Annotated in this window: 19 protein-coding genes and 1 riboswitch; of the genes, 16 read left to right on the top strand and 3 right to left on the bottom strand. The window is 59.5% G+C overall.

Annotated elements, in window-relative coordinates:
• The first annotated feature begins 424 nt into the window (after positions 1-424).
• The 4 genes from leuA to leuD are packed head-to-tail and all read left to right on the top strand — an operon-like array spanning position 425 to position 5101.
• Entirely contained in the window at positions 425-1987 is a 1563-nt protein-coding gene (gene leuA / locus AC6I8F_RS15855; RefSeq protein WP_058759632.1) for a 2-isopropylmalate synthase, read from the top strand.
• A gap of 2 nt (positions 1988-1989) precedes the next feature.
• Entirely contained in the window at positions 1990-3081 is a 1092-nt protein-coding gene (leuB, locus tag AC6I8F_RS15860) for a 3-isopropylmalate dehydrogenase (RefSeq protein ID WP_021507572.1), read from the top strand.
• A 4-nt stretch (positions 3082-3085) separates the two neighbouring features.
• A complete protein-coding gene (gene leuC / locus AC6I8F_RS15865) occupies positions 3086-4492 on the top strand; it encodes a 3-isopropylmalate dehydratase large subunit (RefSeq protein WP_058759634.1) in 1407 nt (468 codons plus the stop codon).
• A 3-nt stretch (positions 4493-4495) separates the two neighbouring features.
• Complete coding sequence (gene leuD / locus AC6I8F_RS15870) at positions 4496-5101, top strand: 3-isopropylmalate dehydratase small subunit (RefSeq protein ID WP_058759635.1); 606 nt, start codon at positions 4496-4498, stop codon at positions 5099-5101.
• Between the two features lie 204 nt (positions 5102-5305).
• On the opposite strand, the gene AC6I8F_RS15875 is transcribed toward leuD, so the two are convergent.
• Complete coding sequence (locus AC6I8F_RS15875) at positions 5306-6487, bottom strand: MFS transporter (RefSeq protein WP_058759636.1); 1182 nt, start codon at positions 6485-6487, stop codon at positions 5306-5308.
• Positions 6488-6741: 254 nt separating this feature from the next.
• Here AC6I8F_RS15875 and sgrR point away from each other — a divergent pair, with 254 nt between their 5' ends.
• From sgrR to thiQ, 4 genes are all read left to right on the top strand, one after another.
• Entirely contained in the window at positions 6742-8403 is a 1662-nt protein-coding gene (gene sgrR, locus AC6I8F_RS15880; RefSeq protein ID WP_058770626.1) for an HTH-type transcriptional regulator SgrR, read from the top strand.
• Positions 8404-8473: 70 nt separating this feature from the next.
• Positions 8474-8567, top strand: a riboswitch (TPP riboswitch).
• Between the two features lie 46 nt (positions 8568-8613).
• Entirely contained in the window at positions 8614-9600 is a 987-nt protein-coding gene (gene thiB / locus AC6I8F_RS15885) for a thiamine ABC transporter substrate binding subunit (protein ID WP_394521109.1), read from the top strand.
• Complete coding sequence (gene thiP, locus AC6I8F_RS15890) at positions 9576-11186, top strand: thiamine/thiamine pyrophosphate ABC transporter permease ThiP (protein ID WP_346818413.1); 1611 nt, start codon at positions 9576-9578, stop codon at positions 11184-11186. The genes thiB and thiP overlap by 25 nt, the downstream gene beginning before the upstream one ends.
• Positions 11170-11871 carry a thiamine ABC transporter ATP-binding protein ThiQ gene (thiQ, locus tag AC6I8F_RS15895; protein WP_021507579.1) on the top strand — a complete coding sequence of 234 codons (702 nt, stop codon included), beginning with the start codon at positions 11170-11172 and terminating at the stop codon, positions 11869-11871. The genes thiP and thiQ overlap by 17 nt, the downstream gene beginning before the upstream one ends.
• On the opposite strand, the gene AC6I8F_RS15900 is transcribed toward thiQ, so the two are convergent.
• Positions 11868-12632 carry a DedA family protein gene (locus tag AC6I8F_RS15900; RefSeq protein ID WP_021507580.1) on the bottom strand — a complete coding sequence of 255 codons (765 nt, stop codon included), beginning with the start codon at positions 12630-12632 and terminating at the stop codon, positions 11868-11870. The genes thiQ and AC6I8F_RS15900 overlap by 4 nt on opposite strands.
• A 169-nt stretch (positions 12633-12801) precedes the next feature.
• On the opposite strand from AC6I8F_RS15900, the gene polB reads away from it, so the two are divergent.
• From polB to rluA, 3 genes are all read left to right on the top strand, one after another.
• Complete coding sequence (polB, locus tag AC6I8F_RS15905) at positions 12802-15162, top strand: DNA polymerase II (protein WP_498028218.1); 2361 nt, start codon at positions 12802-12804, stop codon at positions 15160-15162.
• Between the two features lie 151 nt (positions 15163-15313).
• Positions 15314-18220: an RNA polymerase-associated protein RapA gene (gene rapA, locus AC6I8F_RS15910; RefSeq protein ID WP_211726694.1), complete on the top strand. Its 2907-nt coding sequence runs from the start codon at positions 15314-15316 to the stop codon at positions 18218-18220.
• A gap of 21 nt (positions 18221-18241) precedes the next feature.
• Positions 18242-18901, top strand: coding sequence for a bifunctional tRNA pseudouridine(32) synthase/23S rRNA pseudouridine(746) synthase RluA (gene rluA, locus AC6I8F_RS15915; protein WP_498028219.1), 660 nt, complete (start codon positions 18242-18244; stop codon positions 18899-18901).
• Between the two features lie 14 nt (positions 18902-18915).
• Here rluA and djlA read toward each other — a convergent pair whose 3' ends face one another.
• Positions 18916-19728: a co-chaperone DjlA gene (djlA, locus tag AC6I8F_RS15920; RefSeq protein ID WP_021312869.1), complete on the bottom strand. Its 813-nt coding sequence runs from the start codon at positions 19726-19728 to the stop codon at positions 18916-18918.
• A gap of 182 nt (positions 19729-19910) precedes the next feature.
• On the opposite strand from djlA, the gene lptD reads away from it, so the two are divergent.
• From lptD to apaG, 5 genes are read left to right on the top strand one after another with little or no spacing between them, the layout of a single operon-like run.
• Positions 19911-22283 (top strand): LPS assembly protein LptD, encoded by a 2373-nt coding sequence (gene lptD, locus AC6I8F_RS15925; RefSeq protein WP_223815704.1) that lies wholly within the window; start codon positions 19911-19913, stop codon positions 22281-22283.
• A 54-nt stretch (positions 22284-22337) separates the two neighbouring features.
• The gene (gene surA, locus AC6I8F_RS15930; protein ID WP_031279707.1) at positions 22338-23633 is read left to right on the top strand and encodes a peptidylprolyl isomerase SurA; all 1296 of its coding nucleotides are present in this window, start codon (positions 22338-22340) and stop codon (positions 23631-23633) included.
• Positions 23623-24615 carry a 4-hydroxythreonine-4-phosphate dehydrogenase PdxA gene (pdxA, locus tag AC6I8F_RS15935; RefSeq protein WP_059010320.1) on the top strand — a complete coding sequence of 331 codons (993 nt, stop codon included), beginning with the start codon at positions 23623-23625 and terminating at the stop codon, positions 24613-24615. The genes surA and pdxA overlap by 11 nt, the downstream gene beginning before the upstream one ends.
• Positions 24608-25432 carry a 16S rRNA (adenine(1518)-N(6)/adenine(1519)-N(6))-dimethyltransferase RsmA gene (rsmA, locus tag AC6I8F_RS15940; RefSeq protein WP_481657844.1) on the top strand — a complete coding sequence of 275 codons (825 nt, stop codon included), beginning with the start codon at positions 24608-24610 and terminating at the stop codon, positions 25430-25432. Before pdxA ends, rsmA begins: the two co-directional genes overlap by 8 nt.
• 4 nt (positions 25433-25436) lie before the next feature.
• The gene (gene apaG / locus AC6I8F_RS15945) at positions 25437-25814 is read left to right on the top strand and encodes a Co2+/Mg2+ efflux facilitator ApaG/CorD (protein WP_211724846.1); all 378 of its coding nucleotides are present in this window, start codon (positions 25437-25439) and stop codon (positions 25812-25814) included.
• Positions 25815-25838: the final 24 nt, after the last annotated feature.

The following is a 25838-nucleotide window of genomic DNA, read 5'->3' on the forward strand; positions in this document are numbered from 1 at the left end:
CCTGACGAATAAACCTGACTAAAAACATATAATTCAGCAACTTAAAATTACCCGCCTTTTTTAAAAGATTTTTTAAAGTGGCATAACGCGCTAAGCCACCGTTAATTAATGGCAATGCTCTGTGATGACCGATAATCCCAGCACATCGCCCTTTTCCGGCCAGAGAAATACCCTTTCACTTAGGGTTGACATCGCCAGGCGAATCCAGTACCAATATGTGCAGCACTCATTTTACGAGGTTTTATTCATGTCACGTTCTTTTCGTCTACTCGGTCTACTACTTAACGCATCCAGTTTGCGCGGTAGACTCGTGGGCGAAATCAACAACTGATTCGAACCTGCTGAAAGTTAAAAAACCCGCGCCACTGCGCGGGTTTTTTTATGCTCGTAGCACCGGCGAAGTCAATGCAAAAGGAAGATGATCATGAGCCAGCAAGTAATAATTTTCGATACCACTCTGCGCGACGGCGAACAGGCATTACAGGCCAGCCTGAGTGTTAAAGAAAAACTGCAGATCGCCCTGGCGCTGGAAAGGATGGGCGTGGATGTAATGGAAGTCGGTTTTCCGGTCTCTTCGCCGGGTGATTTCGAATCCGTGCAGACTATTGCCCGGACCATCAAAAACAGCCGCGTGTGTGGTCTGGCGCGCTGTGTCGAGAAAGATATCGACGCGGCTTACGAATCGCTGCGCGTGGCCGACGCCTTCCGTATTCACACCTTTATCGCCACTTCGCCGATGCACATCGCCACTAAACTGCGCAGCACGCTGCCGGATGTGATTGAACGCGCGGTGCACATGATTAAGCGGGCGCGCAACTATACTGATGACGTTGAGTTTTCCTGCGAAGACGGTGGCCGTACGCCGATTGACGACCTGTGCCGCATGGTAGAAGCCGCGATCAACGCTGGCGCCACCACCATCAATATTCCGGACACCGTGGGCTACACCCTGCCGGGCGAGTACGCCAACATTATTGGTCAGCTGGTACAGCGCGTACCCAACATCGACAAAGCGATTCTGTCCGTTCACACCCATGACGATCTGGGCATGGCGACCGGTAACGCCATTGCGGCAGTGCTGGCCGGTGCGCGTCAGGTCGAAGGCACGCTGAACGGCCTGGGCGAGCGCGCCGGTAACTGTGCGCTGGAAGAGGTGATCATGGCGATCAAAACCCGCCAGCAGATCATGAACGTGCACACCAATATCAATCATCAGGAAATCTACCGCACCAGCCAGATTGTCAGCCAGATCTGCAACATGCCGATCCCCGCCAACAAAGCGGTGGTCGGTTCCAACGCCTTCGCCCACTCCTCCGGCATTCATCAGGATGGCGTGCTGAAGAACCGCGAAAACTACGAAATCCTGACGCCAGAATCGATTGGCCTGCACAAAATTCAGCTGAACCTGACGTCCCGCTCCGGCCGTGCCGCCGTGAAGCACCGTATGGAAGAGATGGGTTATAAAGAGTCCGATTACAACCTGGATACGCTGTACGACGCCTTCCTCAAGCTGGCGGACAAAAAAGGCCAGGTGTTCGATTACGACCTGGAAGCGCTGGCCTTCATTAATAAGCAGAATGAAGAGCCGGAGTACTTCCAGCTGAACGAATTCAACGTGCAGACCGGCTCCAGCGTCACCGCAACGGCGTCAGTGCAGCTGGGCTGCGGCGAAGAGGCCAAAGCCGACGCCGCTACCGGTAACGGTCCGGTTGATGCCGTCTACCAGGCCATTAATCGTATCACCGGCTTCGATGCTGAGCTGGTGAACTACAAGCTGACCGCGAAAGGCCACGGCGAAAACGCGCTGGGTCAGGTCGATATCGTAGTCAACTACAACGGGCGTAAATTCCACGGCGTGGGCCTGGCGACCGATATCGTCGAATCCTCGGCGAAAGCGATGGTGAATGCCCTGAACAACATCTGGCGGGCAAAGCAGGTCGAAAAAGAATTGCAGCGTAAATTTAAAGATCAGAAGGAAACGGTGTAACTATGACTCAGTCTTATCATATTGCGGTAATGCCAGGCGACGGAATCGGTCCGGAAGTGATGGCGCAGGCCATGAAAGTTCTCGACGCGATTCGCGCGCGCTTCGATATGCGCATCACCACCAGCGAATATGATGTCGGCGGTATCGCCATCGATCGTCACGGTGAACCTTTACCCCCCGCCACCGTGGCCGGTGCTGAGCAGGCTGATGCCATTCTGTTCGGCTCGGTCGGCGGTCCAAAATGGGAACACCTGCCGCCGGCTGGCCAGCCTGAGCGCGGTGCGCTGCTGCCGCTGCGTAAACACTTCAAACTGTTCAGCAACCTGCGCCCGGCGGCGCTGTACAAAGGTCTGGAAGCATTTTGCCCGCTGCGCAGCGACATCGCCGCCCGCGGCTTCGACATCCTGTGCGTGCGTGAGCTGACCGGTGGCATCTATTTCGGCCAGCCGAAAGGCCGCGAAGGCAGCGGCGCGCATGAACGCGCTTTTGATACCGAGGTCTATCACCGTTTTGAAATCGAACGTATTGCCCGCAACGCCTTTGAAGCCGCGCGCAAGCGTCGTAATAAAGTGACTTCCGTTGATAAAGCTAACGTGCTGGCGACCTCGGTGATGTGGCGTGAAATCGTCAACGAAGTGGCAAAAGATTATCCGGATGTGCAGCTGAGCCATATGTACATCGACAACGCCACCATGCAGCTGATTAAGGATCCGTCGCAGTTTGACGTTTTACTCTGCTCGAATCTGTTTGGTGACATTCTGTCGGACGAGTGCGCGATGATCACCGGCTCGATGGGTATGCTGCCTTCGGCCAGCCTGAATGAAGAGGGATTCGGCCTGTTCGAACCGGCGGGCGGTTCCGCACCGGATATCGCCGGCCAGAACATCGCTAACCCGATTGCGCAGATTCTGTCGCTGGCGATGCTGCTGCGTTTCAGCCTGAACGCTGACGCCGCTGCGGATAGTATTGAGCGCGCGGTAAGCCGTGCGCTGGAAGCGGGCCATCGCACCCGTGATTTGGCCGGTGACGGCCCTGCCGTGAGTACCGATGAAATGGGCAGCATCATTGCCGGTTACATCAGCGAGGAAAAATAACAAAATGAAAAGCTTATACCAGAAGTTATTTGATGCACATGTCGTTCACGAAGCGCCAGACGAAACGCCGTTACTGTATATCGATCGTCACCTGATTCACGAAGTCACCTCGCCGCAGGCGTTTGACGGTCTGCGTGCGCACGGCCGCAAAGTGCGCCAGCCGTCGAAGACCTTTGCCACCATGGATCACAACGTTTCCACCCAGACCAAAGACATCAACGCCTCGGGTGAAATGGCGCGTATCCAGATGCAGGAGCTGATGAAGAACTGTGCTGAGTTCGGCATTCAGCTGTATGACCTGAACCACCCGTTCCAGGGCATTGTGCACGTGATCGGTCCCGAGCAGGGCATGACGCTGCCGGGCATGACCATCGTTTGCGGCGACTCGCACACCGCAACGCACGGCGCCTTCGGTTCCCTGGCGTTCGGTATCGGCACCTCCGAAGTGGAGCACGTGTTCGCCACCCAGACCCTGAAACAGGGCCGGGCGAAAACCATGAAGATTGAAGTGCTGGGCGAAGCTGCGCCGGGCATCACCGCCAAAGACATCGTACTGGCGATCATCGGTAAAACCGGCAGCGCCGGCGGCACCGGTCACGTGGTTGAATTCTGTGGCCCGGCGATTGAAGCGCTGAGCATGGAAGGCCGCATGACGCTGTGCAACATGGCGATTGAGATGGGCGCCAAAGCGGGACTGGTGGCACCGGATGACACCACGTTTGCCTATCTGAAAGACAAGCAGTTTGCGCCGAAGGGCGAGCAGTGGGAACAGGCTGTGGCTTACTGGCGCACCCTGAAGTCCGACAGCGACGCGCAGTTTGACGCCGTCGTGACGCTGAATGCTGCCGATATCGCGCCGCAGGTCACCTGGGGCACCAATCCGGGCCAGGTGATGGCCGTGGATCAGGCCATCCCGAATCCTGCCTCGTTTGCCGATCCGGTTGAACGTGCTTCCGCCGAGAAAGCGCTGGCCTATATGGATCTGCAGCCGGGCATCAAACTGACTGAGGTAGCGATCGATAAAGTATTTATCGGTTCCTGCACCAACTCACGTATCGAAGATCTGCGCGCGGCTGCCGCGATCGCCAAAGGCCGCAAAGTGGCGCCGGGCGTAGTTGCGATGGTGGTGCCGGGTTCCGGTCCGGTGAAAGCGCAGGCTGAAGCCGAAGGCCTGGACAAAATCTTCCTCGAAGCCGGTTTTGAGTGGCGTCTGCCGGGCTGTTCGATGTGCCTGGCAATGAATAACGACCGTCTGAATCCGGGCGAGCGCTGTGCCTCAACCAGTAACCGTAACTTTGAAGGTCGCCAGGGTCGCGGCGGTCGCACCCATCTGGTGAGCCCGGCGATGGCTGCTGCGGCGGCGGTAACCGGTCGTTTTGCCGACATTCGTGAATTGACTCAGGGAGCTTAAGCCATGGCGAACAAATTTACCCAACACACCGGGATTGTGGCCCCGCTGGACGCCGCAAACGTCGACACCGATGCCATCATCCCGAAGCAGTTTTTGCAGAAAGTGACGCGCACCGGCTTTGGCGCGCATCTGTTCCACGACTGGCGTTTTGATGATGATGCCGGCACCCAGCCGACCGCCAGCTTCGTGCTGAATAAGCCGGAGTTCAAAGGCACCAGCATCCTGCTGGCGCGCGAGAACTTTGGCTGCGGCTCCTCACGTGAACACGCGCCGTGGGCGCTGACCGACTTCGGTTTTCACGTGGTGATTGCGCCGAGTTTCGCTGACATCTTCTACGGTAACAGCTTTAACAACCAGCTGCTGCCGGTGAAGCTGAGCGAAGAGCAGGTCGATGAGATGTTTAAGCTGGTGGCCGCGCAGCCGGGCATCCGCTTCACCGTGGATCTCGAAGCGCAGACCGTCACCGCCGGCGACAAGGTTTATAGCTTTGAAATCGACAGCTTCCGCCGTCACTGCATGATCAACGGCCTCGACAGCATTGGCCTGACGCTGCAGCATGAAGCGTCCATCGCCAGCTACGAATCCAGCCAGCCAGCGTTTCTGCGTTAAGGTTTACCCGGTGCGCAGCAAGGCGCACCCTACAGCAAACGCGTCAGTAATCTGGTCGCCATTGATGGCGACCAAAGATGCTTAAATGCACAATGCCCTGTAGGGTCGCCATTTATGGCGACCAAAAATGTGCAAAACATGCCCGAAACGCGCAATGCCCTGCAGGGTCGCCATTGATGGCGACCTTCAATCTCCACACCGCCCTCACCGCGCATCCCGTACCCGCGCCGCCAGCACCAGCGCCACCACCGCCATCACCAGCGCCAGCCAGTACACCGACTCATGGCCAAAGCGCTCACTCAGTATCCCCTGAATCAGGCCGGCGATAATCAACCCGGTTGAAATCGAGGTGGTGAACATGGTGGTCGCCGCACCGGCGCGCCCCGGCATCAAATCCTGAAACCACAGCATGCCAATACCGGCGATGATGCCGATAAACGCGGCGTTAAACAGCTGCAGCACCATCAGCGCGGTTTGAGAACGGAACAGCACCAGCCCGAGATAAAATACAATCGCCGCTACCAGCGCCAGCAGCATCAGATTGCGCTTGCCGTAGCGCTTCGCGTAATGGCCGGCCAGCAGCATGATCGGGATCTCCAGCCCGGCAGCGGTGCCCATCAGCAGCCCTGCCAGCTTCTCCGGCAGGCCAAGGGTTGCGCTGATATACAGCGGCATATCGATGATATACATGGTATTACACGCCCACATCACCACCGAGGCGATAAACAGCAGCCGCACCTGGCTGTCTTTCCACGGGCTGAGCTGCATCAGCACCTGCTCCGGCGTGGCGGCGATGCGCGGCACCGAGGGCAGCGTGCGCCAGATCAGCAGCATACTCAGCAGAAAAATCACCGCCGCCACACAGAACAGCGTGACGAAGCCGTAGTTGAGCGCCAGCGCGAACGACAGCGGCGGCCCAATCACCCACGCCAGCGACAGCTGCGCGCGCATCACCGAACTGAACATCACCACTTCCCGCGCTGACTGATCGGCATATTCACGCGCCAGCGCGAAGATCTGCGGAATCGCCACGCTGGCCAGCGCCGACAGCAGCACACCGAGGGTAATGAGCGTCAGATAGTGACGGTTAAAGGCAAACAGTAGCGCGTTGGCCACCGCCATCAGGCAGCAAAACAGGATCAGATGACGGCGATCGCCACGGTTATCCGAACGCTTCGCCATCAGCAGGCTGATCACGATCCCGGCGACGGCGTTGATGGTAAAGAACAGGCCGACCCAGAACGGCCGCACCTGCACCTCGCGCGTCAAAAACAGGCTGAGCGTCGGCGCCTGTAACGCCCCCGCCACGCCGACCATAAACGACACCGCCATAAAGGAGAGGTAAACCGGATTCAGGCGGCGCGGCCGCGGTAACAGCGATTTCATGCAGAAATCCCTTTGAGGAAAAAGACCGGGAAAAAAACAGCGTAGAAGATTCCACAGCAAAACGAAAAAAGCCAGCAGAGAAAAACTCCGCTGGCGGTGAAATTGCACCCTACTCAGAAAAGGTTCCACGTCGGCGGAACCGCTGGCAGAGCGCCATTCATTGCTGAATGCCTCCCGCTCTTCCATTGTCCGCCAGTATGCCTCTAATATGGGGCAGGAAAAACTGAGCGAAGTCGAGAAGGAGTTCCCCTTTTATGTCCTCTGCGCGTCTGCAACAGCAATTTATTCGCCTGTGGCAACACTGTCAGGGCCAGGATCAGGAAACCACGCTGAGCGAGCTGGCCGAACTGCTGCACTGCTCACGCCGCCACATGCGTAACCTGCTGAACGCCATGCAGGCGGCGGGCTGGCTGATCTGGCAGGCTGAAGCCGGTCGCGGTAAACGCTCGCTGCTGAGCTTCTGCTATACCGGACTGGCGCTACAGCAGCAGCGCGCCGAAGACCTGCTGGAGCAGGATCGCATCGACCAGTTGGTGCAGCTGGTGGGCGATAAAAACCAGGTGCGGCAGATGATTGCCGCGCACCTTGGCCGCAGCTTTCGCCAGGGCAAGCATATTCTGCGCGTGCTCTACTACCGGCCCCTGCCTAACCTGCTGCCCGGCTCGCCGCTGCGCCGTTCAGAAACCCATCTGGCGCGACAGATATTCAGCGGCCTGACGCGTATAAATGAGGAAAAGGGGGAAATCGCCGCCGACATTGCCCATCACTGGCAGCAAACCTCTCCGCTGCACTGGCGCTTCTTCCTGCGGCCGGCAATCCGCTTTCATCATGGTCGCGAGCTGGAGATGGAGGATGTCATCGCCTCGCTGGAACGGGTGCGCAGCCAGCCGCTGTTTTCGCATATCGACCAACTGCACTCGCCGGCGCCGTGGACGCTGGATATCCATCTCAGCCAGCCGGACTGCTGGCTGCCGTGGCTGCTGGCCAGCGTCAGCGCCATGATTCTGCCGCGTGAGTGGCCGACGCTGCGCCACTTCGCCCGTCAGCCCATTGGCACCGGTCCGTACAGCGTGGTGCGCAATCAGCAAACCCAGCTGAAAATCGCCGCGTTTGATGACTACTTCGGCTACCGCGCGCTGATTGATGATGTCTCGATCTGGGTGCTGCCGGAGATCAGCGATGAGCTGGTCTACGCCGGTGTAAAACTGGAAGGCGAAAACGACGACGAAAAATCGGAAGAGAGTCGTCTCGAAGAGGGCTGCTATTTTCTGCTGTTCGATCAGCGCTCTGAACGCGGGCGCGATGCCGGTTTCCGCCGCTGGGTGAGCGATCTGCTTAACCCTATCGCGCTGCTCAATCATGCCGGCGTCGGCTATCAGCGCTACTGGTTCCCGGCTTATGGTCTGCTGCCGCGCTGGCACCATCGGCGCGATATCACCCCAGCCCACAAGCCCGACGGCGTGACCCAGCTGACGCTCAGCTGGTACAGCCACCACGTCGAACACGAGGGCATCGCCAATGCGCTACGGCCGCTGCTGGCGCAGCAGGGCGTCGAGCTGATTACCCGCGAAGTGAGCTACGAAAGCTGGTTCGACGGCGCGGGCGAGAGTGACATCTGGCTGGGCAGCGTCAACTTTACCCTGCCGCTCGACTACGCCCTGTTCGCTCAGCTCTACGAGCTACCGCTGATGCATCACTGTATCCCGCTCGACTGGCAGGCCGACGCCGCGCGCTGGCGTGAGAAAGCGCTGCCGCTGGCGGAGTGGAGCAAACAGCTGGTAAACAGCGACTATCTGCATCCGCTGTTTCATCACTGGCTGCTGCTGGAGGGCCAGCGCAGCATGCGTGGCGTGCGGCTGAACACGCTCGGCTGGTTTGACTTCAAGTCCGCCTGGTTCGCCCCGCCGGAGCTGTAAAAAGGGCAGCATGAGACAACACGACCGGCAGGTGAACCTTTCGCGTTGTCCTGTAAATGTCTAGAATATGTCGTTCTCAACGGGGTGCCGGTTAACTGGCTGAGAGAGACCCGTCGAACCTGATCCGGCTCGTACCGGCGTAGGGATTTGAGATGCTCCGCCCTCAGATCCTTTGCGACGCAACCTTACCTTCTCCTTAAGGAACGCAAAGTGTTAAATAAAGTTCTGCCCCTGTTGCTGCTGATCGCTGCGCCGGCTCTGGCGGCCAAACCCGTCCTCACCGTGTATACCTACGACTCGTTCGCCGCCGACTGGGGCCCCGGTCCGGCAGTGAAAAAAGCCTTTGAGGCCCGCTGCGGCTGTGAGCTGAACTATGTGGCGCTGGAGGATGGCGTATCGCTGCTTAATCGCCTGCGTATGGAAGGAAAGAACAGCAAGGCCGACGTGGTACTGGGGCTGGACAATAACCTGATTCAGGCGGCGGAAAAAACCGGCCTGTTCAGCAAAAGCACGGTGGATACCCGCGGGCTACAACTGCCGGACGGCTGGAACAATGACACTTTTATCCCGTTTGATTACGGCTACTTCGCGTTCGTTTATGACAAAAACAAGCTGAAGAATCCGCCGCACAGCCTGAAGGAGCTGGTCGAAAGCCCGAAAAAATGGCGGGTGATTTATGAAGATCCGCGCACCAGCACGCCGGGACTCGGTCTGCTGCTGTGGATGCAGAAAGTGTACGGCGATGACGCGCCGGCGGCCTGGCAGAAGCTGGCCAGCAAAACCGTGACCGTCACCAAAGGCTGGAGCGAAGCTTATGGTCTGTTCCTCAAAGGCGAAAGCGATCTGGTACTGAGCTACACCACCTCGCCGGCTTATCACCTTATTGAAGAAAAAAAGGATAACTACGCCGCCGCGCCGTTCAGCGAAGGTCACTATCTGCAGGTAGAAGTGGGCGCGCAGCTCGCCAGCAGCAAACAGCCGCAGCTGGCGCAGCAATTCATGCAGTTTATGGTGTCGCCAGCGTTTCAGAGCACCATTCCCACCGGCAACTGGATGTATCCGGTGATCAAAAGCGATTTACCCGCCGGTTATCAGGCGTTACCGGTGCCCGCGAATGCGCTGCAATACACCCCGACAGAGGTGGCCGACCATCGCGCGGCGTGGATTAGCGCGTGGCAGCGCGCCGTCAGCCGCTGATGCCCGGCTGGCTGCTGCCCGGAGCGCTTAGCGCACTGCTATTGTGTGCGGTCGCGCTGCTGGCGCTCGGTGCCCTGCTGCTCGCCGCGCCGGCCACCGACTGGCGCGCGCTGCTCAGCGATAGCTATCTGCACCATGTGCTGGCGTTCTCCTTTGAACAGGCGCTGCTGTCAGCGCTGCTCTCGGTGCTGCCAGCCATCCTGCTGGCCCGCGCGCTCTATCGCCGCCGCTTTAGCGGCCGCACGCTGCTGTTGCGCCTGTGCGCCATGACGCTGGTGCTGCCGGTGCTGGTCGCCGTATTCGGTCTGCTGAGCGTCTATGGGCGCAGCGGCTGGCTGGCGCAGCTGTGCGCTGCCGTCGGTATCGACTATCACTTCTCGCCTTACGGCCTGCAGGGCATTTTGCTGGCGCACGTGTTCTTTAATCTGCCGCTGGCGACGCGCATGCTGCTGCAGGCGCTGGAGAGCATTCCCGGCGAGCAGCGCCAGCTGGCGGCGCAGCTCGGTCTGCGCGGCTGGTCGCTGTTTCGCCTGCTGGAGTGGCCGTGGCTGCGCCGTCCGCTGCTGCCAACGGCGGCGCTGATCTTTATGCTGTGCTTCGCCAGTTTTGCCACCGTGCTGGCACTGGGCGGCGGTCCGCAGGCTACCACGCTGGAGCTGGCCATTTATCAGGCGCTTAGCTTTGATTACGATCCCGGCCGCGCCGCGCTGCTGGCATTGTTGCAGCTCGGCTGCTGTCTGCTGCTGGTGCTGCTCAGCCAGCGCTTCAGTAAAGCGATTCCGGCCGGTAGCCAGACGGTGCGCGGCTGGCGCGATCCGCAGGATTCCTGGCACGCACGCGTCGCGGATACGCTGCTGATTACGCTGGCGCTGCTGTTACTGCTGCCACCGCTGGCGGCGGTGCTGGTCGACGGCTTACGCGGCGGCATTGCCGGCGCGCTGCAACAGCCCGCGCTGTGGCAGGCCACATGGACGTCGCTGCGCATCGCACTCGGTGCCGGTGTGCTGTGCGTGCTGCTGACCATGATGCTGTTGTGGAGCAGTCGCGAACTGCGCCAGCGTCAGCAGCGCTTCGCCGCGCAGGCCATGGAACTCAGCGGAATGCTGATTCTGGCGATGCCGGGCATCGTGCTGGCAAGCGGGTTCTTTCTGCTGTTCAACGCCACCGTTGGCCTGCCGCAGCGTGCCGATGTGCTGGTGATCTTCACCAACGCGCTGATCGCCATCCCCTACGCCATGAAAGTGCTGGAAAATCCGATGCGCGATCTCAGCGCGCGCTACGCTCAGCTGTGCGCCTCGCTGGGCATCAGTGGGTTTACTCGCCTGCGGCTGATTGAACTGCGGGCGCTGAAACGTCCGCTGGCGCAGGCGCTGGCCTTTGCCTGCGTGCTGTCGATTGGGGATTTCGGCGTGGTGGCGCTGTTCGGCAGCGCCGATTTCCGTACCCTGCCGTTTTATCTGTTCCAGCAGATTGGCGCCTATCGCGGTGCCGATGGCGCGGTGACCGCGCTGCTACTGCTGCTGTTATGCCTGCTGCTGTTTACGCTGATGGAAAAATTACCGGGTCGCCATGCTGACACTGAATAACCTTACTTATCTCTACCAGCATCTGCCGATGCGCTTCAGCTTTAGCGCACAGGCCGGTGAACGTCTCGCCATTCTCGGCCCGAGCGGCGCGGGCAAAAGTACCCTGCTGAGCCTGCTCGGCGGCTTTCTGCCGGTGAGTCAGGGCAGCCTGCTGATCGATGGCGTCGACCATACCCGCAGCGTGCCTTCCGCGCGACCGGTATCGATGCTGTTTCAGGAGAACAATCTGTTTCCGCACCTGACGGTGCAGCAAAATCTGGGGCTGGGCCTGCATCCCGGCCTGAAGCTGACGCGCGAACAGCAGCAGCAGGTACAGCAGATTGCGGAGCAAACCGGGCTGGAATCGATGCTGACGCGTCTGCCCGGCCAGCTCTCCGGCGGTCAGCGCCAGCGCGTGGCGCTGGCGCGCTGCCTGCTGCGTAATCAGCCGGTACTGCTGCTGGATGAACCGTTTTCGGCACTCGATCCGGCGCTGCGCAGCGAGATGCTGCAGCTGGTGCGCGCGGTGTGCGAGGCGCGCACTATCACACTGCTGATGGTGTCGCACAGTCTGGAGGATGCGCAGCAGATTGCGTCACGCAGCCTGGTGATTGTTGACGGCCGGGTGTACTGGGATGGCAGCACCGCCAGCCTGCTGCGCGGTGAAAGCCCGGCGGCCGCCATCCTTGGCGTATCGCCGCGTTAAGCGAAGAACACTTTCCACAGCAGCTGCAGGAAAATCGGCATCATCGGGTGGAACAGCAGCGCAATAAAGGCACCCACGCCGATGAGCGCCATCAGCGGTGCCAGCCAGCGCAGCCGCGCCAGTGGCAGATAAGGCGTGGCCCAGTCGACGCTTTTGCCGCTGCGCCACCAGCGCCACAGCAGCCAGCCGCCGATCCACAGCAGCAGCGCCACCGCCAGCAGCAGCCATTTGAAGCTGTCGCCCTGCGCCGCCTGCGGCACGTCGATCGCCACGCCCGCCAGAATGCCCGGCATCAGGTAAGCCGGCGGCCACAGGATGCAGCCGATAATGTTCGGCGGCAGGAATTTACGCACCGGCAGCTCCAGCATGCCGGCCGCCAGCGGAATCAGCGGACGCGTCGGTCCGACAAAGCGCCCCACCAGGATGGTAAACATGCTGTGCTGATGCAGCGCGTGCTCGGTTTTATCCAGCAGCCCTTTGTATTTTTGCAGGTATTTCCAGCGGTGCAACGGTCCCTGGAATTTCCAGCCAATGCCGTACGACACCCAGTCGCCAATCAGACAGCCGGCCAGCCCGGCGGCCCACGCCGGATAGAGCCCGATTTGTCCGCTGCCCACCAGCGCGCCGAGGCTGGCCATCAGGACCGTTCCCGGCAGCAGCAGGCCGACAAACGCCAGCGACTCAAGAAAGGTCACCAGCGCCACGGCAATCAGCGCGTACTCCAGCGATTGCGTAAACAGGTGTTGGATCCAGGCTTCCATAACTATCCTCTGCGGAATATAGAGGCTGGATTGTCCTGAGACAGCCCCACAGCGTCAAGCAATTCCCCGCGCTGCCGCACGCCCGCGCCGCGCGGACGACGGCACCACCGGCAGTACACTGTATAAACATCCATGATATACTGAAATGAATTCATTCTCCGGAGTTAACGTGACCGAACCGCGCGCAGGATTTTTGCTGACTCGCCACTGGCGGGATACCCCGACCGGCAGCGAGGTGGTGCTGTGGCTGGCCACCGACCAGGGCCCGCAGCGCCTGGTGCTGCCTGCGCAGGAGTCAGTGGCGTTTATTCCCCGGGAGTTCCAGGCGCAAACCGAAGCGCTGATTCGTGACGAGCGCCATACGCGCCTGCAACCGCTGAATCTGAAAGATTTCCGGCGCCGACCGGTGCTGGGACTCTATTGCCGCAGCCACCGGCAGTTGCAAAGCATCGAAAAACGCCTGCGTGAAAACGGCATTGCGGTGTATGAAGCAGATATCCGCCCGCCGGAACGCTACCTGATGGAGCGCTTTATCACGGCACCAGTGTGGTTCAGCGGCGAGCCGCGTGGCGACAGCCTCGTCAACGCGCGCCTCAAGCCGCATCCCGATTACCGTCCGCAACTGAAATGGGTGTCGCTCGACATCGAAACCACCGAGCACGGCGAGCTGTACTGTATCGGGCTGGAGGGCTGCGGCCAGCGCCAGGTGTATATGCTCGGCCCGCCGAACGGTGATGCCAGCCAGCTGGATTTTGAACTGATTTACCTCGACAGCCGGCCACAGCTGCTGGAGCAGCTTAACGCCTGGTTCGCCCGTCACGATCCCGATGTCATCATCGGCTGGAACGTGGTGCAGTTTGACCTGCGCGTGCTGCAAAAACATGCCGACCGCTACGGTATTCCGCTGCGTCTTGGCCGTCAGCAGCAGCCGCTGGAGTGGCGCGAGCACGGCTTTAAGCCCGGCGTGTTCTTCGCTCAGGCCAGCGGCCGGCTGGTGATTGACGGTATCGAGGCGCTGAAATCGGCGTTCTGGGACTTCGCCTCATTCAGCCTGGAAGCGGTGTCGCGCGAGCTGCTGGGCGAAGGCAAAGCCATCAACAATCCGTGGCAGCGCATGGAAGAGATCAACTGGCGCTTTGCCCACGACAAACCGGCGCTGGCCACCTACAACCTGAAGGATTGCGAGCTGGTTACGCGTATTTTCCAGCACACCGCCATCATGCCGTTTTTGCTGGAGCGCGCCACCGTCAATGGCCTGGCAGTGGATCGCCACGGCGGATCGGTGGCGGCGTTCAGCCACCTGTATATTCCGCGAATGCACCGCGCCGGCTTTGTCGCGCCCAATCTCGGCGAAGTGGCACCGGAAGCCAGCCCTGGCGGCTACGTGATGGATTCGCGCCCCGGACTGTATGATTCGGTGCTGGTGCTGGATTATAAAAGCCTCTATCCGTCGATCATCCGCACCTTTCTGATCGATCCGGTCGGGCTGGTCGAAGGCCTGGCGCATCCGGATGACGCCGATTCGGTTCCCGGTTTTCGCCACGCGCGCTTTTCGCGCCGCACCCACTGTTTACCGGCGATTGTCGGGCAGATCTGGCAGGGGCGCGAGGCCGCCAAACGTGACGGCAACCAGCCGCTGTCGCAGGCGCTGAAGATCATCATGAACGCTTTTTATGGCGTACTTGGCACCAGCGCCTGTCGCTTTTTCGATCCGCGCCTCGCCTCGTCGATCACCCTGCGCGGTCACGCCATCATGCAGCAAACGCGTGAGCTGATTGAAGCCGAAGGTTTTGACGTGATTTACGGTGACACCGATTCTACTTTTGTCTGGCTGAAAAGCGCCCACAGCGAAGCCGATGCCGCCGCGATCGGCCAGCGGCTGGCCGGGCACGTGAATCGCTGGTGGCAACAGCATCTGCAGCAGACTTACGGTCTCGACAGCGCGCTGGAGCTGGAGTACGAAACCCATTTCAGCCGCTTCCTGATGCCAACCATTCGCGGCGCCGAACAGGGCAGTAAAAAGCGCTACGCCGGACTGATTCGCCGCGACGGTGACGAGCGGCTGGTGTTTAAGGGGCTGGAATCGGTGCGCACCGACTGGACGCCGCTGGCGCAGCAGTTCCAGCAGACGCTGTATGGCCGCATCTTCCGCGGTGAACCCTGGCAGGATTACATTCGCGACACCGTAGCACAGCTGCTGGCCGGCGAACTGGACGAGCTGCTGGTGTATAAAAAGCGCCTGCGCCGGCCGCTGAAAGATTACGAACGCAACGTGCCGCCCCACGTGCGTGCCGCGCGCCTCGCCGATGAACATAACCGTAAACTGCAGCGTCCGCTGCAGTATCAGAACGGCGGATCGATCCGCTACGTCATGGCCACCGCCGGGCCGGAGCCGCTGGAAGCGCGCAGCACGCCGCTGGATTACGATCACTACGTCAGCAAGCAGCTGCAGCCGATCGCCGAAGGGATTTTACCGTTTGTCGGTGATGACTTTGCTACACTGATCACCGGGCAACTGGGGCTTTTTTGACAGGTGACGAATGCCCTGCCATCCAGTACCATAGCGCCCTTCCTGATTCTCACCGCGTGCACCAGCTGACCAGATAACTGTCTGGCGGTGGGGTATTGTCTGAGAGCAGGCGAACGTCTTTCTATCTTTTAGAGAATCGAGCAAAAAATATATGGTTTTTACACTGGGTCAACGCTGGATTAGTGATACGGAAAGTGAGCTGGGACTGGGGACAGTCGTGGCGCTGGATACGCGCATGGTCACACTGATGTTTCCCGCCACCGGCGAAAACCGCCTCTATGCCCGTAATGATTCTCCGGTCACCCGCGTGATTTTTAATCCGGGTGATACCGTCACCAGCCACGAAGGCTGGCAGATGCAGGTTGATGAAGTCCGCAACGAAAACGATTTAGTGACTTACATCGGCACGCGTCTTGATACCGACGAAAGCAACGTGGTGCTGCGCGAAGTGATGCTCGACAGCAAACTGGTGTTCAGCAAGCCACAGGATCGCCTGTTTGCCGGCCAGCTGGACCGTATGGATCGCTTCGCCCTGCGCTTTCGCGCACGCAAATACCAGAGCGAACAGTATCGCCTGCCGATTAGCGGCCTGCGCGGCATGCGCACCAACCTGATTCCGCATCAGCTGCACATCGCACATGACGTCGGTCGCCGCCACGCACCGCGCGTGCTGCTGGCCGATGAAGTCGGCCTCGGTAAAACCATTGAAGCCGGGATGATTATCCAGCAGCAGCTGCTGGCCGGACGCGCCGAGCGCGTGCTGATCGTGGTGCCGGAAACCCTGCAGCACCAGTGGCTGGTGGAAATGCTGCGCCGCTTCAACCTGCGCTTTGCCCTGTTCGACGACGATCGCTACACCGAAGCGCAGCACGACAGCGACAATCCGTTTGATACCGAGCAGCTGATTATCTGCTCGCTGGATTTTGTCCGCCGCAACAAACAGCGGCTGGAGCTGCTGGCCGAAGCTGACTGGGATCTGCTGGTGGTCGACGAAGCGCACCATCTGGCGTGGAGCGAAGCCGCGCCGAGCCGCGAATATCAGGTCATCGAACAGCTGGCGGAAAAGACCGCCGGCGTGCTGCTGCTGACCGCGACGCCGGAACAGCTCGGCATGGAGAGCCACTTTGCCCGTCTGCGCCTGCTGGACCCGAATCGTTTCCACGATTTCGCGCAGTTTGTGGCCGAGCAGCAGCACTACCGCCCGGTGGCTGACGCCGTCAGTACGCTGCTGGCCGATCACGCCATTAGCAAAGACGAGATGAACCTGATCAACGATCTGGTCGGTGAGCAGGATATTGAGCCGCTGCTGCAGGTGGCGAACAGCGATCGCGACGGCAAAGACGACGCGCGTAAAGAGCTGATTTCGATGCTGATGGATCGCCACGGCACCAGCCGCGTGCTGTTCCGTAACACGCGTAACGGTGTGAAGGGCTTCCCGAAACGCGAACTGCATCAGATTCGCCTGCCGCTGCCGGCGCAGTATCAGACGGCGATTAAAGTCTCCGGCATTATGGCGGCGCGCAAAACGGCGGAAGAGCGCGCGCGCGACATGCTGTATCCGGAGCAGATTTATCAGGAATTTGAAGGCGACAGCGGCACCTGGTGGAACTTCGACCCGCGCGTTGAGTGGCTGATGGGCTACCTCACCAGCAACCGTAAAGAGAAAGTGCTGGTGATTTGCGCCAAAGCCGCCACTGCGCTGCAGCTGGAGCAGGTGCTGCGCGAGCGCGAAGGCATCCGCGCCGCGGTGTTCCATGAAGGACTATCGATTATCGAACGCGACCGCGCGGCCGCCTTCTTCGCTTCGCAGGAAGATGGCGCCCAGGTGCTGCTGTGTTCGGAAATCGGCTCGGAAGGGCGTAACTTCCAGTTCGCCAGCCGGCTGGTGATGTTCGATTTACCGTTTAACCCGGATCTGCTCGAGCAGCGTATCGGCCGTCTCGATCGTATCGGCCAGCTGCATGACATCCAGATTCTGGTGCCGTGGCTGGAGAAAACCGCCCAGGCAGTGCTGCTGCGCTGGTACCACGAAGGGCTGGACGCGTTTGAGCACACCTGCCCGACCGGCCGCACCATCTACGACAGCGCCTACCCGCAGTTGATTGAGTATCTGGCCGCGCCGGACAACCCGCAGGGGCTGGACGACTTTATCGCCCAGAGCCGCAAACAGCATGACACCCTGAAGGCGCAACTGGAGCAGGGGCGCGACCGTCTGCTGGAGCTGAACTCGAACGGCGGCGAAGCCGCGCAGGCGCTGGCTGATGCCATCGGCGAGCAGGATAACGACACCGAGCTGGTGAACTTTGCGCTCAACCTGTTTGATATCGTCGGCATCAACCAGGAAGATCGCAGCGATAACCTGATCGTCCTGACGCCGTCGGACCACATGCTGGTGCCGGATTTCCCCGGCCTGCCGGAAGATGGCTGCACCGTAACCTTTAACCGTAACCAGGCGCTGTCACGCGAAGATACCCAGTTCATTACCTGGGAACATCCACTGATTCGCAACGGTCTCGACCTGATACTCTCCGGCGATACCGGCAGCTGTGCGCTGTCGCTGCTGAAGAACAAGGCGCTGCCGGTGGGCACGCTGCTGGTAGAGATGATCTATGTGGTCGAAGCACAGGCGCCGAAGCACCTGCAGCTTACCCGCTTCCTGCCGCCCACGCCGGTCCGCCTGCTAATGGATCGCGCCGGAAATAACCTCGCCGGCAAGGTGGAGTTCGAAAGCTTTAACCGTCAGCTCAACGCAGTCAACCGCCATACCGGCAGCAAGCTGGTGAACGCGGTGCAGCAGGATGTGCATCACATCCTGACGCAGGCGGAAAAAGTCATCGTGCCGGAAGCGCAGGCGCTGATTGCGGCGGCCAAAGTTGAGGCCGATGAGAAGCTGAGCGCCGAGCTGTCGCGCCTTGAAGCGCTGAAAGCGGTCAACCCCAACATCCGTGATGATGAGGTTGATGCGCTGGAGAGCAACCGCGAGCAGGTGCTGGCCAGCCTCGGTGAAGCCGGCTGGCGGCTGGATGCGCTGCGTCTGATCGTTGTGACACACCAATAATCGCTGAGGCCGCGCTGAATCATGCTGATGGAACCCTACAATCCGCCGCTCGCCCCCTGGCTGCATATTCTGTATCAGGACGAGCACATCATGGTGGTTAACAAGCCAAGCGGTTTGCTGTCGGTGCCCGGCCGCCTCGAGGAGCACAAGGACAGCGTGATGACACGCATCCAGCGTGATTTTCCGCAGGCGGAGTCGGTGCACCGGCTCGATATGGCCACCAGCGGTGTGATTGTGGTGGCGCTGACCAAGGCGGCCGAGCGCGAGCTGAAGCGGCAGTTTCGCGAGCGCGAGCCCGCGAAGCAGTACGTGGCGCGCGTCTGGGGACATCCGGCGGCGGAACAGGGCATAATCGATCTGCCGCTGATTTGCGACTGGCCTAACCGGCCGAAGCAGATGGTGAGTGTAGAGCTGGGTAAGCCGGCGCAGACGGAGTATCAGGTGCTGGCGTATGACGCCGATAACAGCGCGCGGGTGCAGTTGAAGCCGATCACCGGCCGCTCACACCAGCTGCGCGTGCATCTGCTGGCGCTGGGGCATCCGATTCTCGGCGATCGCTTCTATGCCCATCCCGAGGCGTTAGCCATGGCGCCACGCCTGCAGCTGCACGCCGAATCGCTGACCATTACCCATCCGGCGTTTGGCAACAGCATGACGTTTCGCCAGCCGGCCGATTTTTAAGGGGCCGCCGCCCCTTATTTAAAGCCCTTCTCTTTGCGAATCAGGTCGTACGCGGCCTGAATTTCCTGCGCTTTCTGCTTCGCCATCTCCATCATCTCCGGCGGCAGACCTTTCGCCACCAGCTTATCCGGATGGTGCTCGGCCATCAGCTTGCGGTAAGCGCGCTTGATGGTGGTGCTGTCGTCGCTGCTTTTCACCCCCAGCACGCTGCAGGCATCTTCCAGCGTCGGGCCACGTTTCGCCTGCTGATAAGCGCCGCCGCCGTACGACGAGCCACCACCAAACTGCTGACCGCCTTCCATCATGCGCAGGAACTGATCGAACTGCGCGCGGGAAATCCCCAGCTCTTCCGCGATGACGTACAGCACCTGACGCTCGTTGGGATGCAGCGAACCATCAGCAAACGCCGCCTGGATTTGAATTTCCAGAAACATCCGAATCAGGTCGAAACGGCCAAAGCAGGCGCTGCGCAGCTCGCGCAGTTTGTTACGTAACGGATATTCGCTCTGCTTACCTTCACGAAACGCACGCTGCGCCGCGGTACGCGCCTCGCCATGCAGCTGCATGCGATCCATAAATAAAGAGGCAATCTGGATATCCGCTTCGGTGACGCGCCCTTTCGACTTGGTCAGATGGCCCATCACCTGGAACGTGGTGCTGAAGAACAGCGTCTGACGCGCCTGATTGTTGGCGAAGTAGCCCTGTCCTTTTACGCTGCGCACTTTGTCAAACAGATGACCAATGATCAGACCCAGTACGATGCCCCAAAAGCCTGCTCCGGAAAGTAAGCCGAGAGCCAGACCAATAACTTTTCCCCAGTAGCGCATAAACTCCTCAATTCGCCATGCTTGCGGCTGAAAATTGCATTATCATACCTGTCATTTATCTCCGCGCCTAACGGCAACGCAGGCAGAGCAGGATTAACACTGGCGCAACGCCGGGCGGTACGTTAGTCTCTGTCCGGATTGTCGGCATGATGCCAGTTTTCATGGAATTATCGAAACCGCGTATGAAAAAACGTATACCTACCCTGCTGGCTACCATGATTGGTGCAGCGCTTTATAGTCAGCATGCACTGGCCGACGATCTGATGTCGCAGTGTATGCTGGGCGTGCCGAGCTACAACCGTCCGCTGGTCAGTGGCGACGCGAATTCGCTGCCGGTAACCATCAACTCTGACTCAGCAAAAGGGAACTATCCGAACGACGCGGTGTTCACCGGTAATGTTGATGTGCAGCAGGGGAACAGCCGTCTGGTTGCCGACGAGATGCAGCTGCATCAGCGTCAGCAGGACGGACAAACGACGCCGGTGCGTACCGTCGATGCGCTGGGTAATGTGCACTATGACGACAACCAGGTCATCCTGAAAGGTCCGAAAGCCTGGTCCAATCTGAACACCAAAGACACCAACGTGTGGAACGGTAATTATCAGATGGTCGGCCGTCAGGGTCGCGGTGATGCTGACCAGATGAAACTGCGCGGTAATAACCGCTATACCATTCTGGAAAACGGCAGCTTTACCTCCTGTCTGCCGGGTTCCAACAGCTGGAGCGTGGTCGGTTCGGAAGTGATTCAGGACCGTGAAGAAGAAGTGGCGGAGATCTGGAATGCGCGCTTCAAGCTCGGCAACGTGCCGGTGTTTTACAGCCCGTATCTGCAGCTGCCGATTGGCGACCGCCGCCGCTCCGGCTTCCTGATCCCCAACGCGAAATACGGCAGCAACAACGGCTTCGAATTCATGCTGCCGTACTACTGGAACATCGCGCCTCAGGCCGATGCCACTATTACGCCGCACTACATGAGCAAGCGCGGTCTGCAGCTGCAGAACGAGTTCCGCTACCTGACGCAGTTTGGTGCCGGCCTGTTAGAGCTGGACTATCTGCCGTCTGACAATCAGTACAACAAAGATAAAGCCGCGCGACCGTCGGTGCAGAACGACAGCAACGACGACCGCTGGCTGTTCTACTGGCGTCACTCCGGCGTCTACGATCAGCACTGGCGCTTCAACGCCGACTACACCAAAGTCAGCGATCCTTATTACTTCAACGACCTGGATTCGAAGTACTACAGCTCGACTGACGGCTACGCCACGCAGAAATTCAGCGTAGGCTACGCTGACACCAACTGGGATGCGACGCTGTCCAGCAAAGACTTCCAGGTGTTTGGTAATACCAGCAGCCAGAACGTGTATCGGGCGATGCCGCAGCTGGATGTCAATCTGTACCAGAACGATATCGGGCCGTTTGACGGTCGCATCTATGCGCAGGCGGTGAAGTTCACTAACGTCAGTAACCGAATGCCGGAAGCGACGCGTTTGCACATCGAGCCAACGCTCAACCTGCCGCTGTCCAACGGCTGGGCCAGTCTGGATACCGAGGCAAAGCTGCTGGCAACGCATTACCAGCAGGATAACGTTAACTACTACAACGAAAATATCGATACCACCCGCACCAATCAGCTGAAAGAGTCAGTCAACCGCACCCTGCCGCAGTTCAAGGTAGATGGTCGCCTGGTATTTGACCGCAATATGGACTGGGCCGAAGGCTACACCCAGACGCTGGAACCGCGCGTGCAGTACCTGTATATCCCGTATCGCGACCAGAGCAACATCTATCCGTACGACTCCACGCTGCTGCAGACCGACTACACCGGCCTGTTCCGCGATCGCACCTACAGCGGCCTCGATCGTATCGCTTCGTCTAACGAAGTGGCGACCGGCGTGACCACGCGTATTTATGATAACGATCTGGTTGAACGTTTTAACGTTTCCGTGGGTCAAATCTACTCGTTTACCCCGTCTCGTACCGGCGTAAACCAGACGAATAAAGAAGATGATACCGGTAGCCTGGTGTGGGCGGGTGATACTTACTGGAAAGTCAGCGATCGCTGGGGCGTGCGCGGCGGCCTGCAATACGATACGCGGCTGGACAACGTTTCCCAGGGCAATGCCATTGTGGAATACCGTCGTGATGCCGACCGTATGGTGCAGCTGAGCTATCGCTACAGTAGCCCGGAGTATGTGGCGCAGGCGTTGAATAACCCCAGCTATGTCACTAACCCGATCTACAAAAACGGTATCTCGCAGGTGGGCGCCACGGCCAGCTGGCCGATTGCCGATGCCTGGTCGCTGGTGGGGGGTTACTACTATGACACCCGCAACAGCCGTCCGGCCGAGCAGCTAGTCGGTCTGCAGTACAGCTCCTGCTGCTACGCCATTCGTCTGGGTTACGAACGCAAGATCAACGGTTGGGAAAACAACGACAGCAAGTATGACAACCAAATCTCATTCAACATTGAGCTGCGTGGTCTGAGTTCTAACTATGGCTTAGGCACCAATGAAATGCTGCGTCAGGGCATCATCCCTTATCAGCGCGCTTTCTGATGTTGTGATATTTGACAGGCTATCCCGCAGTGCGGAAACAACAATGGATAAAGTATGAAGAACTGGAGAATGCTGATTCTTGGTGTGGCGATCACCGCTAACACTGCGTTCGCAGCCCCACAGATGGTCGATAAAGTTGCCGCAGTCGTGAACAACGGCGTGGTGCTGGAAAGTGACGTAGACAACATGCTGCGCACCGTGAAGTCACAGGCGCAGCAGGCTGGTCAGCAGCTGCCGGATGACAAAACCCTGCGTCATCAGATCCTTGAACGCCAGGTCATGGACGCCATCATTCTGCAGATGGGCGAAAAAGCCGGTCTGCAGGTGAGCGATCAGCAACTGGATCAGGCGATCCAGAACATCGCCGCGCAGAACCGCATGAGCGTTGATCAGCTGCGCAGCCGTCTGGCCTATGACGGGATGAACTACAACGATTATCGCGCGCAGATCCGCAAAGAGATGCTGATCTCTGAAGTGCGTAACAATGAAGTGCGCCGTCGCGTCACCATTCTGCCGCAGGAAGTGGATACGCTGGCTAAGCAGATCGGCTCGCAGAATACCCAGGGCACCGAACTTAACATCAGTCAGATTCTGCTGCCGCTGCCGGAAAATCCAACTCAGCAGCAGGTTGATGACCAGGAAGCGCTGGCGCGTCAGCTGGTGGGTGAACTGAAAGGCGGTGCCGATTTCGGTAAACTGGCCGTGACCTACTCTGCCGATCCGCAGGCGCTGAAAGGCGGCAACATGGGCTGGGGCAAAATTGAAGAGCTGCCAACGCTGTTCTCGCAGGCGCTGAGCAGCGCGAAGAAAGGCGACATCGTCGGCCCAATCCGCTCTGGCGTTGGCTTCCATATCCTGAAAGTGAACGATCTGCGCGGCGAGAGCAAAAACATTTCGGTCACCGAAGTGCATGCCCGCCACATTCTGCTGAAGCCGTCACCGATCCTTACCGACGATCAGGCACGTCAGAAGATTGAACAGATCGCCGCAGACATCAAGAGTGGCAAAACCACCTTCGCCGCTGCCGCGAAACAGTTCTCCGACGATCCGGGTTCCGCGAACCAGGGCGGCGACCTTGGCTGGGCGTCACCGGAAATCTACGATCCGGCTTTCCGTGATGCGCTGCTGAAGCTGCAGAAAGGCCAGGTCAGTGCGCCGGTGCACTCCTCCTTCGGCTGGCACCTGATTCAGCTGCTGGATACCCGTCAGGTGGATAAAACCGATGCCGCGCAGAAAGAGCGCGCTTACCGTCTGCTGTTCAACCGTAAGTTTGCCGAAGAAGCGCAAACCTGGATGCAGGAACAGCGCGCCAGTGCTTACGTGAAGATTCTGGATGGCAATGGTCAGTAATTATCGTGTGGCGATCACGCCCGGCGAACCCGCCGGGATTGGTCCCGATCTCGCCGTTGCGCTGGCTCAGCGTGACTGGCCGGTTGAGCTGGTGGTGTGCGCAGACGGCGACGTGCTGCGCCAGCGCGCGGCTCAACTGGGTTTGCCGCTGACGCTGCGCGACTATCAGCCCGGCGTGGCACCACAGCCGCAGCAGGCCGGTACGCTGACGCTGCTGCCCATCGCGACGGCGCAGCCGGTGACCGCCGGCGAACTGACGGTCGCCAACGGTCATTACGTACTGGAGACGCTGGCCCGCGCCTGCGACGGCTGCCTCAGCGGCGAGTTTGCCGCGCTGGTAACCGGTCCGGTGCACAAAGGCGTGATCAATGACGCCGGCATCCCCTTCACCGGCCACACCGAGTTCTTTGCTGAGCGCGCCGGTGGCGATCGCGTGGTGATGATGCTGGCGACCGAAGCGTTGCGCGTGGCGCTGGCCACCACGCATCTGCCGCTGAAAGATGTCGCGGACGCCATCACCCGTGACAGCCTGCATGAAGTGATCACCATCCTGCATCAGGATTTGCAGCGTAAGTTTGGCATTCCGCAGCCGCATATCTTTGTCTGCGGGCTCAACCCGCATGCTGGCGAAAGCGGTCATATGGGCCGGGAAGAGATCGATACCATCATCCCGGCGCTCGACGAACTGCGCCAGCAGGGCCTGCAGCTCACCGGTCCGTTACCGGCCGATACGCTGTTTCAGCCGAAATATCTGCAGCATGCCGATGCGGTGCTGGCGATGTATCACGACCAGGGCCTGCCGGTGCTAAAATTCCAGGGATTTGGTCGCGCGGTGAATATCACCCTCGGCCTGCCATTTATCCGTACCTCTGTTGACCACGGCACCGCGCTGGAACTCGCCGGTCTGGGCAGCGCAGAGCCGGGCAGCTTTATTACGGCGCTTAACCTCGCCATCACTATGATCAAGAGCAGTAATGAATAATCGCGTCCATCAGGGGCACTACGCCCGTAAACGTTTCGGGCAGAACTTCCTGAACGATCAGTACATTATCGACAGCATCGTCTCCGCTATTCATCCGCAAAAGGGTGAAGCCATGGTGGAGATTGGCCCAGGGCTGGGTGCGTTAACCGAGCCGGTGGGCGAGCGTCTTGATGCGCTGACTGTCGTCGAGCTGGACCGCGACCTTGCCGCGCGTTTGCAGGCGCACCCGTTCCTCGGTCCTAAGCTGACGATTTATCAGCAGGATGCGATGACCTTCGACTTCTCCGCGCTGTCAAAGGAGCAGGGTCAGCCGCTGCGCGTGTTTGGCAACCTGCCTTACAACATCTCGACGCCGCTGATGTTCCACCTTTTCAGCTATACTGGTTCGATTAAAGATATGCACTTCATGCTGCAGAAAGAGGTGGTTAACCGTCTGGTAGCCGGCCCGGGCAGCAAAGCTTACGGGCGTCTCAGCGTGATGGCGCAATATTATTGTCAGGTGATTCCGGTGCTGGAAGTGCCACCACAATCGTTCACCCCGCCACCGAAAGTGGATTCGGCGGTAGTGCGTCTGGTGCCCTTTACCCAGCCACCGTATCCGGTCAGCGATGTGCGTTTACTGAGCCGTATCACCACCGAAGCGTTTGGTCAGCGACGCAAAACCCTGCGTAACAGCCTGGGACACCTGTTCACGGCCGGTGCGCTGGATGAACTCAACATCGACGCCTCGCTGCGGGCAGAAAATGTCACCGTGGCGCAGTATTGCCAGCTGGCAAACTGGCTGGGCAATCATCAGGCTGAATCTGCGGAGAACTGAGTGCATGAGTGAACTGGCCCGCGTTTGTGTTCAGGTACTGAGTCAGTATGTGGAATCGCAATCCTCTCCCGATGAGGATCGTTACGTGTTTGCCTACACCATCACTATTCGTAATCTCGGGCGCAACAGCGTGCAGCTGCGCAGCCGCTACTGGCTGATCACCAATGGCAACGGGCGCGAGACCGAAGTGCAGGGTGAAGGCGTGGTCGGTGAGCAGCCGCATATCACGCCCGGCAATGAGTTTCAGTACACCAGCGGTGCGGTTCTGGAAACGCCGATGGGCACCATGCAGGGACACTATGTGATGATCGACGAAGAGGGCGAAACCTTCCACGTGGAGATTCCGGTGTTCCGCCTCGCGGTGCAAACTCACATTCACTAATTCCTCCTCCGCCCGGCCAGTCCG

Source organism: gamma proteobacterium symbiont of Axiagastus rosmarus, from assembly GCF_059730925.1.